Source organism: Ktedonobacter robiniae (assembly GCF_016587375.1).
Classification (GTDB): domain Bacteria; phylum Chloroflexota; class Ktedonobacteria; order Ktedonobacterales; family Ktedonobacteraceae; genus Ktedonobacter; species Ktedonobacter robiniae.
This window is the reverse complement of sequence record NZ_BNJG01000003.1, coordinates 1,227,198-1,242,139: the sequence shown is the minus strand read 5'-3', so window position 1 is coordinate 1,242,139 and position 14,942 is coordinate 1,227,198. Positions and strand designations below refer to the sequence as shown.

17 protein-coding genes are annotated in these 14,942 nt (G+C 53.9%); 8 read left to right on the top strand and 9 right to left on the bottom strand.

All coding sequences use genetic code 11. The features are described from left to right. Positions 1 to 130: 130 nt before the first annotated feature. From JMJ04_RS37950 to cbiM, 3 genes are read right to left on the bottom strand one after another with little or no spacing between them, the layout of a single operon-like run. The gene (locus JMJ04_RS37950; RefSeq protein ID WP_201375551.1) at positions 131 to 949 is read right to left on the bottom strand and encodes an energy-coupling factor ABC transporter ATP-binding protein; all 819 of its coding nucleotides are present in this window, start codon (positions 947 to 949) and stop codon (positions 131 to 133) included. After that, positions 946 to 1,821 (bottom strand): cobalt ECF transporter T component CbiQ, encoded by an 876-nt coding sequence (gene cbiQ, locus JMJ04_RS37945; protein ID WP_201375550.1) that lies wholly within the window; start codon positions 1,819 to 1,821, stop codon positions 946 to 948. Before cbiQ ends, JMJ04_RS37950 begins: the two co-directional genes overlap by 4 nt. 42 nt (positions 1,822 to 1,863) lie before the next feature. Further along, positions 1,864 to 3,174, bottom strand: a complete 1,311-nt coding sequence (gene cbiM / locus JMJ04_RS37940; RefSeq protein ID WP_201375549.1) for a cobalt transporter CbiM — start codon at positions 3,172 to 3,174, stop codon at positions 1,864 to 1,866. A gap of 326 nt (positions 3,175 to 3,500) precedes the next feature. On the opposite strand from cbiM, the gene JMJ04_RS37935 reads away from it, so the two are divergent. After that, a complete protein-coding gene (locus JMJ04_RS37935) occupies positions 3,501 to 4,025 on the top strand; it encodes a DUF1326 domain-containing protein (protein ID WP_201375548.1) in 525 nt (174 codons plus the stop codon). 64 nt (positions 4,026 to 4,089) lie between these two features. Here the strand turns inward: JMJ04_RS37935 and JMJ04_RS37930 are convergent, their stop codons facing one another. The 5 genes from JMJ04_RS37930 to JMJ04_RS37910 form a co-directional block, all read right to left on the bottom strand. Then, the gene (locus JMJ04_RS37930; RefSeq protein WP_201375547.1) at positions 4,090 to 4,320 is read right to left on the bottom strand and encodes a heavy-metal-associated domain-containing protein; all 231 of its coding nucleotides are present in this window, start codon (positions 4,318 to 4,320) and stop codon (positions 4,090 to 4,092) included. Between the two features lie 196 nt (positions 4,321 to 4,516). Further along, a complete protein-coding gene (locus tag JMJ04_RS37925; RefSeq protein WP_201375546.1) occupies positions 4,517 to 5,029 on the bottom strand; it encodes a pentapeptide repeat-containing protein in 513 nt (170 codons plus the stop codon). A 131-nt stretch (positions 5,030 to 5,160) separates the two neighbouring features. After that, positions 5,161 to 5,595: a hypothetical protein gene (locus JMJ04_RS37920; protein WP_201375545.1), complete on the bottom strand. Its 435-nt coding sequence runs from the start codon at positions 5,593 to 5,595 to the stop codon at positions 5,161 to 5,163. Between the two features lie 248 nt (positions 5,596 to 5,843). Beyond that, entirely contained in the window at positions 5,844 to 6,851 is a 1,008-nt protein-coding gene (locus tag JMJ04_RS37915; protein WP_201375544.1) for a phosphotransferase enzyme family protein, read from the bottom strand. A gap of 36 nt (positions 6,852 to 6,887) precedes the next feature. Further along, a complete protein-coding gene (locus JMJ04_RS37910) occupies positions 6,888 to 7,748 on the bottom strand; it encodes a helix-turn-helix domain-containing protein (RefSeq protein WP_201375543.1) in 861 nt (286 codons plus the stop codon). Between the two features lie 175 nt (positions 7,749 to 7,923). Between JMJ04_RS37910 and JMJ04_RS37905 the strand changes: the two genes are divergently transcribed. Beyond that, the gene (locus JMJ04_RS37905) at positions 7,924 to 8,733 is read left to right on the top strand and encodes a phytanoyl-CoA dioxygenase family protein (RefSeq protein ID WP_201375542.1); all 810 of its coding nucleotides are present in this window, start codon (positions 7,924 to 7,926) and stop codon (positions 8,731 to 8,733) included. A gap of 83 nt (positions 8,734 to 8,816) precedes the next feature. Here the strand turns inward: JMJ04_RS37905 and thiO are convergent, their stop codons facing one another. Further along, positions 8,817 to 9,941 carry a glycine oxidase ThiO gene (thiO, locus tag JMJ04_RS37900; protein WP_201375541.1) on the bottom strand — a complete coding sequence of 375 codons (1,125 nt, stop codon included), beginning with the start codon at positions 9,939 to 9,941 and terminating at the stop codon, positions 8,817 to 8,819. Positions 9,942 to 10,408: 467 nt separating this feature from the next. Between thiO and JMJ04_RS37895 the strand changes: the two genes are divergently transcribed. The 6 genes from JMJ04_RS37895 (at position 10,409) to JMJ04_RS37875 (ending at position 14,939) form a co-directional block, all read left to right on the top strand. Beyond that, positions 10,409 to 11,290, top strand: coding sequence for an ABC transporter substrate-binding protein (locus JMJ04_RS37895; RefSeq protein ID WP_236038872.1), 882 nt, complete (start codon positions 10,409 to 10,411; stop codon positions 11,288 to 11,290). An 83-nt stretch (positions 11,291 to 11,373) separates the two neighbouring features. Beyond that, positions 11,374 to 12,117 carry an amino acid ABC transporter permease gene (locus JMJ04_RS37890; RefSeq protein WP_201375539.1) on the top strand — a complete coding sequence of 248 codons (744 nt, stop codon included), beginning with the start codon at positions 11,374 to 11,376 and terminating at the stop codon, positions 12,115 to 12,117. Between the two features lie 27 nt (positions 12,118 to 12,144). Then, a complete protein-coding gene (locus JMJ04_RS37885) occupies positions 12,145 to 12,951 on the top strand; it encodes an amino acid ABC transporter ATP-binding protein (protein ID WP_307811802.1) in 807 nt (268 codons plus the stop codon). A gap of 107 nt (positions 12,952 to 13,058) precedes the next feature. Continuing rightward, positions 13,059 to 13,961, top strand: a complete 903-nt coding sequence (locus JMJ04_RS37880) for an FAD-dependent oxidoreductase (RefSeq protein WP_268887420.1) — start codon at positions 13,059 to 13,061, stop codon at positions 13,959 to 13,961. After that, on the top strand, positions 13,946 to 14,245 hold the full coding sequence (locus JMJ04_RS48265) for an FAD-dependent oxidoreductase (RefSeq protein WP_307811807.1): 300 nt from the start codon (positions 13,946 to 13,948) through the stop codon (positions 14,243 to 14,245). Before JMJ04_RS37880 ends, JMJ04_RS48265 begins: the two co-directional genes overlap by 16 nt. A gap of 127 nt (positions 14,246 to 14,372) precedes the next feature. Then, positions 14,373 to 14,939 (top strand): GNAT family N-acetyltransferase, encoded by a 567-nt coding sequence (locus JMJ04_RS37875; RefSeq protein WP_201375538.1) that lies wholly within the window; start codon positions 14,373 to 14,375, stop codon positions 14,937 to 14,939. Positions 14,940 to 14,942 lie beyond the last annotated feature (3 nt).

The following is a 14,942-nucleotide window of genomic DNA, read 5'->3' as shown; positions in this document are numbered from 1 at the left end:
CCAGGGGAACCTGGAATGAAAGGGGAGTCCTCAGACATTTCGGTCTCCTACTAGCTTTGGGAGCTCAAAGCTAGTAGGAGACCGAAATGGCGCGTCATATGTAGACGCGTGCTTGAGCAGCATCGGCCATTTATAGATTGGCGACTACCTGGAGTGGTGACTGTTCTATGCCAAGCTGGTGGAGTTGCGGGTGGATCAGGTTGGCTTGTACCAGGAGATCGCGGTTGCTGAGAACGCGCTCAGGCGTACCATCGGTCAGGATGCGTCGCTCCTCGCCCAGGACGATGACGCGCTCGGCGATGATGGGCACAATATCTAGCTCGTGTGTGGAGGTAATGATTGTCTTGCCTGCCTGACCCAACTTGCGGATGAGGTTCACCAGGACCCACTTGGTGCGGGGATCGAGGGCCGCCGTAGGCTCATCAAGTAGGATGACATCGGGGCGGAGGGAAAGTACAGAGGCGATGGCGGCACGCTTCTTCTCACCACCGGATAGCTCGAAGGGGGCACGCCTGGCAAGGTGTGTGATCTCCATTTGCTCCAACGCCTCGTCGCAGCGCTCGCGTACCTCCGCGGACGAGAGGCCCAGCTGAAGCGGGCCAAAGGCAATGTCATCATAGACCGTCGCGCTAAAGAGCTGGATATCCGGGTCTTGAAAGACCAGGCCAACCTCGCGGTGAAAGGAGAAGGCCTCCTCGCCCGCCGCTACCGCCTTAATATCACGTTCCAGCATACGCATTGTGCCAGACGTAGGAGCGTAGATACCGTCCATGAGCTTGAGCAGGGTCGATTTGCCGCTACCGTTGGCTCCCAGGAGTGCTACCTGTTCGCCAGGGTAGATGTCTAGGTCGACGCCAGCCAGGGCCATGCGCTGGCTGTGATATTTGTAGCATACATCACGTAAGTGAAAGAGTGGCTGCTGACGCGGCTGATCAGGCGAAATGCTCATAATATGTATCCTCCCACGAAAAAGATAATCAGCGCCAGGCCGGTTGCCAGCGAGAGCGCCATCCAATCATTGGTGCTCATGCGATAGTCCTGATGCGTGTGGATGGTTCCTGTGAAGCCGCGTGCCATCATTGCGGCATAGACATCATTGCTCATGCGAAACGAGCGATTCATCAAGACTCCCATTGAAGCGCTAATCCATTTGCGCTGTTCATTCCCGCTCAAGCGGCCCACGGTTCGGCTCTTGCGTGCCTCAAACATACCATTGGCAGTATGGAGAAAGAGAAAGATATAGCGATAGGTCATGGAAAGCAGCAGGGTAAAGACCTGGGGGACACGCAGGACCTGCAAGCTTTTTAGAATATCGGCCCAGGCCGTGGTGAGAATCAGGAGCACAGCCAGCGAGACGGAGACGCCCACACGTGCGATAAAAATCAAGCCATTCAGGATGCTGGCATACGTTGGACCAAGGTGCCAGGTTCCCAGGGAGAGATCGAAGAGGCGTGGCCCGTTGGGTACCAGGAAGATCGCGGGGAGAATCACGATTCCCGCGAAGAAGGGAATGCCCAGCCAGACGCGGCGCACAAAGAAGTCGAAGGGGACCTGGCTACCCCGCGCCACCAGAAGTAGCACGAGGTAGAAGGCCAGTAACATGAAGAGCGAGTGCGATAGGCTAGCCGCCAGCACTGTCACCAGGAACATGCCCAGCTTGGCACGTGGATCGAGCTTCTGGAGCCAGCCGGCCTTATGCGCATGCTCCTCCGTAAAGACGGCCCGCTCAATGGCCTCGGAGATGCCGCCAATGGTCTTCTCGATCCAGCCAAATTGCCGCCTGTGCTCTTTGTTGGTTGATTGATTGGTGTGTGAAAGCATATATTCTTTCTTATCCAGCGATTACTTGCTATCAAAGGCCAGTTATTTGTTATGCTCGGTAGCTGCAACTGTCTGGGGTTCTCTCACAGGCGCTGGTTCATTGCCGCGTAGTCGCTTTAGGAGCGTGAGGAGACCAAAGACCGCCCCTCCTAAGACCAGAATACCAACGATCCCTGAAAACTCGTAGCCGATTGCCTGGTGCCATAGCGGCGCACTATCACCATTAAAGAATGGAAGCGGCAGGTTATAGCCAGAGAATGGCGCGCTAAAGATGCCAGAGAACTCTTGCAACCCCTTTGGGACGTAGTGGAAGGCTTGCTGGACATCCTGCGTGCTTCCCTCGCCAAAGGCAAAGCCAGGTGCAATCAGGCCAACAGGCGCGATGATGGCGATAGCCAGGAATACCGTGCCTACCTTGCGTATTGAGTGTGGAAGCAGGAACCAGGCCAGGGGGACCAGTACCAGGGCCAGGATCAGCACTATCAGCAGCATTACTCCGACATCCGTCCAGTTGACGCTACTCCAGTCCGCGCCAAAGAGGTGGTTGATACTGCCTCCGCCTGTGATAAAGCCCGCGATCAAGAGGATCACAGCGATACCTACAAGCGCGGCTGTATAGAGCTGCCACTGTGGTATCTTTGCTGGTTCGCCTTCCTCGACTGTTTTCCCAGCGACTATGGTGCGTAGCGAAGTCAGGTAGTAAGGATGGTTACGCTGGATGTAGGCCAGGCCTAGCGCGGTCACCAGGGCTTCAACGAGCGCGGCCCCAAAGGCATGTGAGAGCAGCATGGCTGGAATGGCGGCCTCAAGTCCATAGGGACTGTAGAGCGGTCTGCCTCCATCGGAGAAGAGCAGAGGTTGTACGCCTAGTTCAACGCCGACAGCCAGGGCCGCTACCGTAATGCCAATGTAAGAGCCAATGCCCGCGGCCCAGACGCGCCTGGTCGAGAGGAGTGGTGAGCGACCAGAGATCAGGCGATAGGCGAAGTAGCCCACGAAGGGCAAGATAATCCCCATATTGAGGCAATTGGTGAAGATAGCCAGGATGCCGCCATCACCAAAGAAGAGGGCCTGAATGATCAGGGCGATGCTGACCCCAATGATAGCGGCCCAGGGACCCAGGATAATCGCGATCAGCGTTCCACCAACGGCGTGGGCCGTGGTGCCACCCGGCACGGGAATGTTAAACATCATAATGGTAAAAGAGAACGCCGCAAAGATTGAGAGCAGCGGAATGGTGCGATTATTGAGTACAGAACGCACACGTTGGGCGGCAATGGCCCAGCCCGGCACGGTGATAACACCTGTACCAAGCGAAAAGACGGGACTGAGATAGCCGTCAGGGATGTGCATAGAGACCTCCGAATCCTTTACTTAAAAATAGCTCATCTAAGATACTAAGATACACGTGTTACGGAGGATGAATAATGGGAATTGGAAACTTTTGACAAATATTATTTATTGCAAATGTTTCGCAATAAGCAGTGTACACGCTGGAAGTGTTGAATGTCCAGTGTTCAATAGCTTGATTTTCTAATGGTAGATAGTGTAAGTTATATTTATGTAAACTAAGATGCATTTAGTGATATTGAAAGCAAAAATAGTGCCTGCTAGCTTCGTCGTGATGGAAAACGTAAATCATTATGCGGGAGCGTGAGTTTGCCAAGAAAGGATGCGACATGAAAGTAAGCTTAGAGAAGCAAAGCTATGTAATGCAGTGTGAAAACTTTGGCGCGCGAGGCTGCTCTGGCTGTACCTGCGATCCCTGTGATTGTAATCCTTGTAACTGCGGTGATGGCGTAGCGATTCCGCGTTGGCGTGTCAGTGGATACTTTGTAGAGAAGGGCGAGCTTGAAGCGTTGGATGTCTCGGGACTGCTGATACTCTCTCTGGCGCAGCCGTGTGGTGAGAGCGAGGCTGGCGCATGGCAGGAGGTGCTGCTCATAGACAGCCGAGCTAGCACCTCCCAGGCGGCTGCTCTGCTAAACGCCTTTGAGGCGCGGCTGGCGAGCATCCCTGCGGAGATCGGCACCCATTTCAGCGGGCAGCGCTCAGTGTACCAGGTGCCAATGAGCTACCATCGTGATGAGCAACGCTCCTGGCTTGAAGTCGAGTTCATGCCCGAGCAGGCGCTTCCCTTACGCGAGAGCGCGGAGAGCCTCTTCAAAGAATGGCGCTACAGCGGACCTATGGCGTTGCGGTAGATAGGTATGAGGTGTGCTGTATTGTGGCAGTCGCAAGTTACCATAATACAGCACACCTCATGTTTTAAATGGCGCAGGGTTCGGCGTTGCCGATGATGTGTTTGATCTTGTCGAGTTCGCCCTCGATCTGAGTCAGGGAGATCTCTTCGGCTGGGTAGCTCAGGACGACGGTTTTGCTGGGGACATCGGTTTGTACGATCTCTACTTCCGGTAGCGCGCTGAGCACGTTGACAACCTTCTTCATACAGCCCTGACAGCCAATTTTTGGTAGGGTCAGCCTCATAGTAGTTTGCATAGCTCTCTATTCCCTTCAACGTGTTTTGTACAAAATAGTTCAGAACTAGCTCAGATCTTTTATTCCCTGAATTATCGTATTGTGTTATGCATTGTGATGCTACGCTCTGTACAGCATCACAACACATAACACAATATGAGCCTAAATTAGGGATGTCCTATCTATTATAAGCCTGAGAAGCAATCTGCATATCGGGCTATCTAAGATCTTCAAAAGGGCGTGAGCAGAAGTAGGCGTTGAGGAGATGTGCGCCTTGCAGATGGGCCTTGCTTAGATCAACGTCGTTCAAGATGGCGTCCTTGAAGGCGGCCCCGCGGAAGATGGTCTGTTCCAGATTGGCACCCGCGAGGATAGTTCCGCGCAAATCGGCATCGCTCACATCTGCGTTTACCAGGAGCGCGTTGCGCAGGTCTGTATCGCTCAAGATAGCGGCACGTAAGTTTGCCTTCTGGAAATTGGCGCTATTGAGGCGGGCGCGGTGGAAGTTTGCGCCACCGCAATCGGCCTCGATAAAGAGCGATTCTCTGAGGTCGGCCTCGCTCAGGTTGGCTTCATGCAGGTAGACACCACTCAGGTTGATATGCGAGAGGGACCAGCCACGCAAGTTGGCCCCTGCCAGGTTGGGGCGAATTTCATGATGAAGCTGCCGCCAGAGATTCCATGCCTCTACGCCTTGCTTCAGCAGTTCAAGGTGATTCAGGTTTGCCATTTTTAGACCTCAACTTTGCTTTCTTCGGCTAGAGAGAGCAATTTGCTTTCAGGATGGAAGGCTCGTCAGGGAGCCTGCCAGGAGCGTGCAGGCGCGAGTTCCTGCATCCTGGGAGCACAGGTGAGTATGGTTTACAGGAGCGTTCCCTGTGGAATGTTGGGATTATAGAAACCGATGTGTATATTCATGACGGTTTCTGGCATGTGACAGGGTATATGTGTGAGTGCGTCATAGGCGCCGTGTCGCAACAAAATATCTCTGGCTTCCTGGACGCGCTCGGGAGGCTGAACAACTACAATAATGCGATTCTTTTTGAGCAACTCTTTCTGGTAATAGCAACACTCGTCCTGGCTGAGTGGAGTGAAGGCAAGGGTGTCTAACAGGTCCTGGATGGTAATGGTGCTAAGCTTGATAGGTGTACCTACGACATCTCGGGCGATGAGCATGGCGGCATTACACCGTGTCCAGTTATGAAATTCTGCCACACAAAGCTGCTCTACGGCCTGGGTTGCCCTATGTATATCCGTAAAAATACCAACGACAATGGAGCTTGTAGTCGTTTTCATAAGTGCCTCCAGATGATGCAGCAATATGCACGCTTCAATTTGAAGCATGCTCTGCCATTGTAATTAACCATTTATACGTAAAACACACGCTAATGCACTACAAGTTCCACTAACAGCCTGGAAAAATAATGCTTCTTTCAGTTATAAACTCGTACCTGTTGTTTTGTCCATGCTTATCACGCCTTACTATAAAGAAAGGTGACTCACCAATACAGCAATACCTGTATTGTCCGGTTCAGGGCTTGTGACTACGCATTTTGTGAGAGGGAGAGGTGGCGAATGGCGTCCCTGGCCATGCTAGCGATAGTTGCACTGGTCTCAAATTGAGAGCGCATCTTTTGTAGCCAGAGCTGCTCCTGCCAGGGAGTGGATGCAGTAAGGGCGGCGAACAGGTTCTCGCTGGCAGCCCGACGCGCCAGATTGTAGCGGATGGCGTCGAGAAGATAGGTCTGCTCATGAGCAGTAAGGGGGCGCGCTTTCAGGTACCCTTCGATAACAGCCTGAATGAGGGCCGGTTCGGCCTCCAGCGAGGGCAGTTGAGGCTTGCCCAGGTGACAATACATGAGTAGATAGCCGAGATCAAGGATCAGTGGACCGAGTCCCGCGCCATCCCAGTCGATAAAGGCCAGCGTTTGAGCAGTGGTGCATATGGCATTGTGGGGCCAGCAGTCTCCATGGAGCAGGCCCTGTGGCAGATCATGGGCTTGCTGTATGCGTTGCAGTGAGGCGAGAAACTCGTCGCCCATGTTTTGTAGCTCTTGGGGAAGAGAAGCCAGGGATTGCTCTAATTGTTGCATTTGCTCTGGCGTTACCAGTGTAGGATGCAGACGCGAGAGCGGGAGCATAGTGTTAGTTACAGCTGGTAATTTGTGGAGGCGTGCAAGCTGCTCGCCCATAGCGGCAAGTGTTTCCGGAGTAAAATCTGCCATCTGGCCCTCAATGAAGGAGACCAGGATGGCTGTCCACTGTCCGGCATGAGCGATAATCTCGCCCTGACGTGTGTATTGTACTCTGGGTGCGGGATATTGTTGTTGGTGGAAATATGAAAGGACAGTGGTTTGTCCTATTAACCATGGCGTGGCATCGTAGCCGAAGGCGCGCAAGAGAAAGCCATTGTTATCAGGTGAGCTGACCTGGTAGATGCCTCGGTCCTCAAACCAGTAGTGGGCTACATCGTGCAGTGTGATATCGCCTCCTAGATCGTAGTTCTCCCTTACCAACTGAGCCAGTTGGTTTCTTTGCTCCTCTGGTTGCATATTCTGCTTTCTCCTTGCGCTGGCGTTTTCATTTATCTACGAATGCTGCTTCTGGGTAGTTCGATATGCGCGTGGACTCATGCCAAAGTGTTGCTGAAATTGGCGACTAAAGTAGAAGGCAGAGTGGAAGCCAGCTTCGTCGGCGATGGTGGCAACGCTATCGTTGGCGAAGATCAGCAGGCGTGCCGCGTGCGTCAGGCGCAGTCCTACAAGTGTATTGATGAGTGAATCGCCTACCTCTTGTTTGAAGAGATGTGCCAGTCTGGAGGGGGAGAGTGCGACCTCCTGGGCGAGGGTTGCCACGGTATGCCGGGCGCTCAGGTTTTTACTGATGATGTCCAGGACCTGTTGCACACGTGGATCGAGGAGGTGCTGTCTCTCCTGTTCTGTCTCTAGCGTAGTGAGCAGGAGTAGCTCTTCCAGCCGATTGAGGGCTAATTCGCGCCGTAGGAGGGCGCTGGCGCTGGCTGCCTGATGAGCTTGCTCCAGGAGCGAGGCGTTACTATCAGTATGCAATTGGAGAAAGGCCTGGTAGGCTCTCTCCTGACTGTGTGATGTGCGGAGGGCTGCTTTGAAGAGGCCGAGTTGCAGCTCGGGCAGATTCCACCAGCTAAACCAGTTGATGCGCGGTTGGAAGTGTGCCCAGAAGAAGTCCCATAGGCCGTCCAGTGGCACGGAGTAGTCATGAGGCGTGCCAGGTTTGAGCAGAATAATATCACCTGGCCTGGCCGAGATCGTTTTGCCGTATAGGCGGTAGCGTCCCTCTCCCTCCAGCGTATAGGTGATCAGCCAATTGCTTGAGCCGTGGGAGCGTTGTACCGCGTACCCATACTGCTCCCTAAAATGTCCACTGACAAAAATATCTGAGGGTGGGGAGGGTGTCTCATAATGTGGCATAGCAGTATTGTACATATTTTTGACTGTCGTGTCTATTCTTCTTCTGCGCTTTATTGGGTAGTATTCTTCTTAGGATTCATGCCTATGTACGAGTGATTCGCTTGACCTCTCGCGCCTGCGGCTGCCAATCCACACCACACATGAACATAGAATTAGAAGGAAGGATGACTAGATTATGGCAACGGCGGCTACACGTTTGACACCTGACCAGCTTGCAAGCTTTCATGAGCAGGGCTACCTGGTCTTACCTGGAGTCTTTAACCAGGACGAGGTGCAGGCATTGATTGACAATTTTATGGACATCCATGCACAGGGTCCCGTACCCGGCTTCTTTGAGCCAGTGGCGCCTGAGCAGAGTGGTGGCGACATTCTCAAGCAGTATCCACGCATCATGCATCCTCATCGCTTTAACGAGATGGCGCGACGCTACCTGCTGGATCAACGTCTGGCTGTTATCTTACAGGACCTCTTTGACGAGGAGCCACTGGCGGCACAGAGTATGCTCTACTTCAAGCCAGCTGGCGGGCGTGGACAGGCTCTGCACCAGGATAATTTCTACCTGCGCGTTGAGCCTGGGACCTGTATCGCGGCCTGGGTCGCGCTTGATTCCGCGGATCGCGCCAATGGCGGTCTGGAAGTAGTACCCGGGACACATAAGATGGATATCTTCTGCCCCGAGGAGGCGGATGCCAGCGTCTCCTTTACACGCGATTTTGTGCCAATCCCCGAGGGGCTAGAGGCTGTTCCGGTCAATCTAGCTTCTGGCGATGTTCTCTTCTTCAATGGCAGTTTAGTGCATGGATCACAGCCGAATTCGACTCGTGACCGCTTCCGGCGTTCCTTCATCTGTCACTACATCGGCCGCTCATCCGAGCGCATGTCGCGCTGGTATCGCCCCATCCTAACTATGCAGGGCGCAGAGGTCACAATCGATGAGAACACTGGCGGCGGCCCATGTGGGGTCGAGATCGGCGGCCCGCATTAGAGAGAGGAGCAAGACGCTACTAAAGAACGCGTCTACGTATAATAGCGCTATTATACGTAGACGCGTTCTTTAGTAGCGTTACTCTACTGTGTGAAACGTTCGACACCGAAGGGTTGGAGGAGGAAGGGTGTTTGACCCGTCAGGATTAGCTCGGAAATTAGCTTGCCTGTTATTGCGCTCAATTCGAAACCCACGCCATTATGGCCGGTTGCCAGGGTGACATTGTGCCAGCCGGGGGCGGGTCCCAGGATAGGACGGTTATCAGGTGTGCCTGGGCGCAGGCCCGCCCACATTCTGGCAATGAAGGCCTGCTCTAGCGAAGGTGCGACGCGAATGGCGCTATTAAGTAGCGACGCGATGGCGCCAGCGGTCAGGCGCTTGTCGAACCCGGCTTTTTCGACTGTTGCGCCTACAAATATAGTATTGTCTGGCTTGGGAATCAGGTAGACGCTCTCGCCAGAGAGGATATGGGTCAGGGGAGGCTCGGGCTGATGCAGGGCCAGGATTTGTCCCCGTGTCGGCGTGACGGGGAGATCAAAGCCTAGCCAATCGCCACAGCGTCCCGACCAGGCTCCTGCTGCGACAACCAGGTGCTGGCAGGGCAGGATATCTCCGGTTGAGGTGCGAACAGCAGTAACCATATAGTCCTCGCGTTCGATGCCGATTACCTCGCAGCGTTCAATGAAGCGCACTCCTATGGCACGTGCTGCGCCTGCGTACGCCCGGGTGACGCCCGCGGGTTTCATCGATCCCTCGTGAGGCGCGTAGACAGCTGCGCATGTCTCTGCTCCGAGTAAGGGCTCAATTTCTCGCGCCTCATATCCATTGAGCCAGCGCACCTCCTGTTGCAGATTTTGCCAGTCGTTAAAGCGCTCGCGTAAACGCTGTGCCTCCGCATCGCTATTGGCGATGCGTAGTGAGCCCGGGCGATGATATTCCGTCTGAACGCCGCTGGTTGCCTGGATTTGTGGTAGCAACTCAAGGTTGAGTTTGCGCCCGGCAATGAGCAGGTCGGTAAAGGCATCTCCCTGGCGCATCCCTCCAATGGGTGCTAGCATACCAGCGGCGGCACTTGAAGACTCGGAAGCGATCTCTTCGCGCTCTATGACTGTCACTCTGGCCCCTGCTTGTTGCAAATGATAAGCAATAGAGCAGCCTGTAACTCCTCCTCCCATAATGATGGTGTCTGCGTTGCTTGTAATGGTCATTTACAGAATCCTCCTTTGTATGTCATGACCTTCACCCGGCATTGTCGCAAACCGATATTCCTGGCTTGCGCAAATCCCCATATTCTTTACTTCTGTTCTTTAAAGCATACATACAAGCATAACGCTTATACAAGCTCAAGTATTCTGGTTAATGGTACAAAGTAATCGTGATTGAGAAGGCCGTAGGTATTTTTTTACTATGCCACTCCATCCGAATATAGTGCGTATACTTTTCCCTGGCTGGGGTGTTGCTCTTTTAATCAGGGGCGAGGTGTGTTATCATTCCTCCTTAAGGTGTGTTCTAATACATCGATTTTTGTAAATTTGTGTCTTGTTAATGTCTTCCTATGGTACCTCGGGTTGTCTTATTTGAGAGAGCTATTTGTTCCTGAATCGGGCGGGCAGAAGAGTGCTGCGTGGAAACGTAACTGTTGACACAAAGCACAAGAGAAAGGTACATGTACTTCATGAACTCGCAGAAGAACGCTTCTCTTCGGCGCCTTCGCCTATCTATGCTTATGTGTATGTTGCTGCTCACCCTCATTATTTCTGCCTGCGGTGGCAACAGTAGCACAACCTCGAATGACCAGCTGGCCAAGGTAACACCCAACGTACCCGCGCCCAAGGACCTCCAGACCGCAGATACGCTCACTATTGGCACTGATCCAACCTATTTCCCTATGGAGTATGTCGATCAAACGAGTAATCAGTATACTGGCTTCGATATCGACCTCTCTCAGGCCCTGGCCGCGCATATGGGGGTGAAGGTAAACGTCGTGAAGACGAGCTTTGACACCATCTTCGATGATCTGAATAATAAGCGCTTCGATATTATCGTGTCGAGCGTCTACATGAGCCCTGCGCGCCTGCCGAAATTTGACTTCGTCAAGTATATGCAGGCTGGTTCGGCGCTTCTCGTCCAGGACGGCAACCCCAAGAACGTCAAAGGTGTTGATGACCTGTGTGGCCTGAATGTCAGTGTCCAGAACGGTACCAGCCAGCAGGAGAAGTTGACCGCGACCTCAAAGGCCTGCGAGGCCAAAGGGAAGCCTGCGATTAAGGTGACGGTACTGGGTACGGAGACCGATGTTATTCAGGCGCTGGTTGACCGCCGTGTGGATGCGACCTTCCAGGGTTCGCTCTCCGCTGGTTACTATAACAAGCTCCATCCTGAGCAGTTCGCATACGGTGGTCCCGTGATTGAGGCCGCTCCCAGTGGGATAGTCATCCGCAAGGGAGACGCGGAGATGCAGAATGCGGTGCAGAAGGCGTTTCAGGCGCTGAAAGCTGATGGCACCTACGATAAGCTCTTTACAAAGTGGGGCTTAACCAATGATGAGAAAATATAATTGATGTGTTTTTTTCAGCCCTCCTGATATACGTCAGGAGGGCTGAAAAAAACACATCAGCCTACGTTATCAGGAGGGCGTTCATGTTTAACTGGGATCTTGTCTGGTTCTACCTTTTCCAGGACCCCAATCTCTATTTCCTAAAGGCGGCCTGGCTCGTGCTATGGGTCTCCGTCGTGGCTCAGACGCTGGGCGTCATCCTGGGCTTATTCCTGGCCCTGATGCAGATGTCTAAGTGGCCAGCGCTGCGATGGATCGCACGAGCATACATCTGGTTCTTCCGTGGTAGCCCGCTGCTGGTGCAGGTCCTGCTCCTGTGGACCGGTCTACCGAAGATCGTGCCTGGCCTCTTGCTCCCCGACTTTGCCTGTATATTGGTAGCCTTCTCTCTTAACGAAGGCGCATATATGTCCGAAATTATTCGCGCGGCTATTGGCGCGGTTGATCCCGGCCAGATGGAGGCCTCTAAGGCGCTTGGCATGCGCTACTGGGTAGCGATGCGGCGTATTATTCTTCCTCAGGCCGCGCGCGTGGTTATTCCTCCTCTGGGCAACGAATTCAATAACATGCTCAAGACAACCTCTATCGCGACCGTTATCGGTATGCTTGAGCTGACTGGCACCGCGCGTACCTTTGGTGCGCCAACCTTCAACATCTTCGAACTCCTCATCGTGGCGACCGTCTACTACCTGGTCCTGACCACCATCTGGGATGTGATCCAGCGTTGGATTGAACGCCGCCTGGATCCTGATCGTAAGCCAGCAATCGGCGTCAACAAGAGCTTTAGCCAGCGTGTCCTTGGTTTTGGTAGTCCTCGTATACGTTAATTTGCTAGATAGAGGAGGGATGCACTAATGGAAGATGTACAGCAGACAGCGGCCTCAGAGGTGCAGACAGCAACGCACATGGTGCGCACCGAACAACTGGTGAAGTGCTTTGGTAGCAACGTTGTGCTTGACGGCGTCGATTTTACCGTTGATCGCGGACAGGTGGTCGTCGTCATTGGCCCCAGCGGCTCGGGCAAGACAACCCTGCTGCGTTGTTTGAACCATCTTGAGAAGATCGATAGTGGGCGTATCTATATTGATGGGCAGCTCGTTGGCTATCGCGAGAAGAACGGTAAGCTGATTGAGGATAGCGAGGCTAATATCGCGCGTATGCGCTCGCAGGTTGGCTTTGTCTTTCAGCGCTTTAATCTCTTTGCGCATAAGACCGCCCTACAAAACATTATCGAGGCCCCTATCCAGGTTCAGCGCCGCCCGAAGGCCGAAGTAATCGAGCAGGCCCATGAACTATTGCGCAAGGTTGGTTTGTCAGAGAAGGCCGATGCTTATCCACACCGGCTCTCCGGTGGTCAGCAGCAGCGCGTGGCAATCGCGCGTGCGCTGGCGATGAACCCTAAATTGATGCTCTTTGACGAAGCGACCTCGGCCCTGGATCCCGAGTTGGTGGGTGAGGTACTGGCCGTTATGCGCCAGCTGGCCGAAGAGGGCATGACCATGGTCGTCGTGACTCACGAGATGGGCTTTGCCCGCGATGTCGCGGATCACGTGGTCTTTATGGACAAGGCCCAGATTGTGGAGCAAGGTCCCCCTCAACAGATCTTCAATGATACACAAAACGAGCGTACGCGCAAATTCCTCGGACGTGTGCTTGGTTAGATGAAGAAACAAGAAAAAAAGCGGCTCACACGAGCCGCTTTTTTTCTTGCTCTTTATCGGGTATGCTGAAGAAAGGTATAGTGACTACAGGGAGGAGAAGGCCAGGTATGACCATTAAGTTATATGGCACCAATTGGTGCAGTGATTGTAAGCGGAGCAAGAAGTTCCTGGGCGAACAGCGGGTGCGCTATGACTACATCGACATTGAAGAGGATGAGCAGGCGCAGGCGTATGTGCGCGAACTGCAAAAGGGTGGAATGTCGATCCCAACCATCGTGTTTGATGACCAGGGTGTGCTCATAGAGCCATCTAACGCGGAGCTTGCCGAGAAGTTGGGTCTGGATATCAAGGCACAGTGTACCTTCTATGATCTCATCGTCGTCGGTGGTGGCCCCACTGCTCTTACCGCTGCGATTTATATTGCTCGTGATGGCTATGATGTGCTGGTGATTGAGCGTTCGAGCCTGGGTGGGCAGGCGGGCATTACCGAGCGCCTGGACAACTATCCCGGCTTTCCCCACGGTGTGACGGGTGGTGAGTTCGCCGAGCGCGTGATCGAGCAGGCAAAGCGCTTCGACGTCGAGATGATCTCGGCTCAGAACGTAGTGCGCGTGGGCAACGATCTCGACGCGCACTTCGTCGAGACCGAGGATGGGACTCGCTATCGCTGTAATGCCATCTTGCTTGCCACAGGTTCAAGCTATAAGCGCCTGGATGTGCCCGGCGAAAGTGAGTATATTGGCGCGGGCATCCATTTCTGTGCCACCTGCGATGGGCCCTTCTACAAGGGGCAGGATGTTGTAGTGGTGGGCAGTGGCAATAGCGCTGTAGAGGAGGCCGTCTTCTTGACGCGCTTCAGTCCTCAGGTGACCATCCTCGCGCGAGGAGAGCGCCTCTCCGCCAGCAAGCTCGCGATTGATAAAGCGCTCTCGACCCCCGAGATTAAGGTACGCTATAATACCGAGATTGTGGAGTTCAAGGGGAGAATAATCGCATCACGACGCTTGTAGTCAAAGACACGCAGAGTGGGAAGCAAGAGGAACTGCATCCTGCCGCAGCCTTTATCTTTATCGGCCTCCAGCCCAATAGCGAGCCATTTCGCGCCACCGTTGCCTCCAATGCCCAGGGTTTTATACGGACAGGCGCGGACTTCCAGACGAACATCGAGGGCATTTTCGCCGCGGGCGACGTACGCGCCGGAAGCACCAAGCAACTGGTCAGCGCGGCCGGTGAGGGTGCCGCCGCCGCCATCGCGATCCGCGAGCACCTTAGTACACACCACGCTGGTGCCTGACCTGTATTGGCGCATCTTATGTAGGGTCCATGCTTGCATGGACTAAAAACGCATGCAGAGTAGAGCTTGCTCGGTTGTGAAAGAAGACCGAGCAAGCTCTGCCCCTACGAATCGGAGAGACACAGGTATGAGCGGTATTGATGCGTATAAATGCATTTTGCCAGGCGGACGAGAGGTGCTTATACGCTCAGGCATATGCGCGGATGCCGACCGGGTCTTCGCGCTTGTCAGGGCCTCGGTCCTTGAGGAGCAAGTGCACGACTTGAACACGCTGGAGGATCTGCCCACCAGGGAGCATGAACGCAAGTGGGTGGAGATGCTGGAGCAGGCGCCAGAGAAGGTTTTGCTGCTGGCGGAGAGCCAGGGGGACGTGGTCGGCTTCATCAGTTTCAACAACGGGCATCTCAAGCGTCTGGCGCACCAGGGTGAGATAAGTATTTCGGTCAAGCAGGAGTGGCGCGATCAGGGTCTGGGGCGCCAGCTTTTTCTGGCGCTCTTCGTCTGGGCCGAGAAACACCCACGTATCGAGAAGCTGTCTTTGCAGGTGGTGGCCACTAATATGCGCGCTATCCACCTCTACCAGGCGCTGGGCTTTGTCGAGGAGGGGCGCCTGCAACGGCAGGTAAAGATTGCTGAAGGCCAGTATATCGATCTTGTATTTATGGGTAAGTGGTTGAACAGGGATATAAAATAGGAA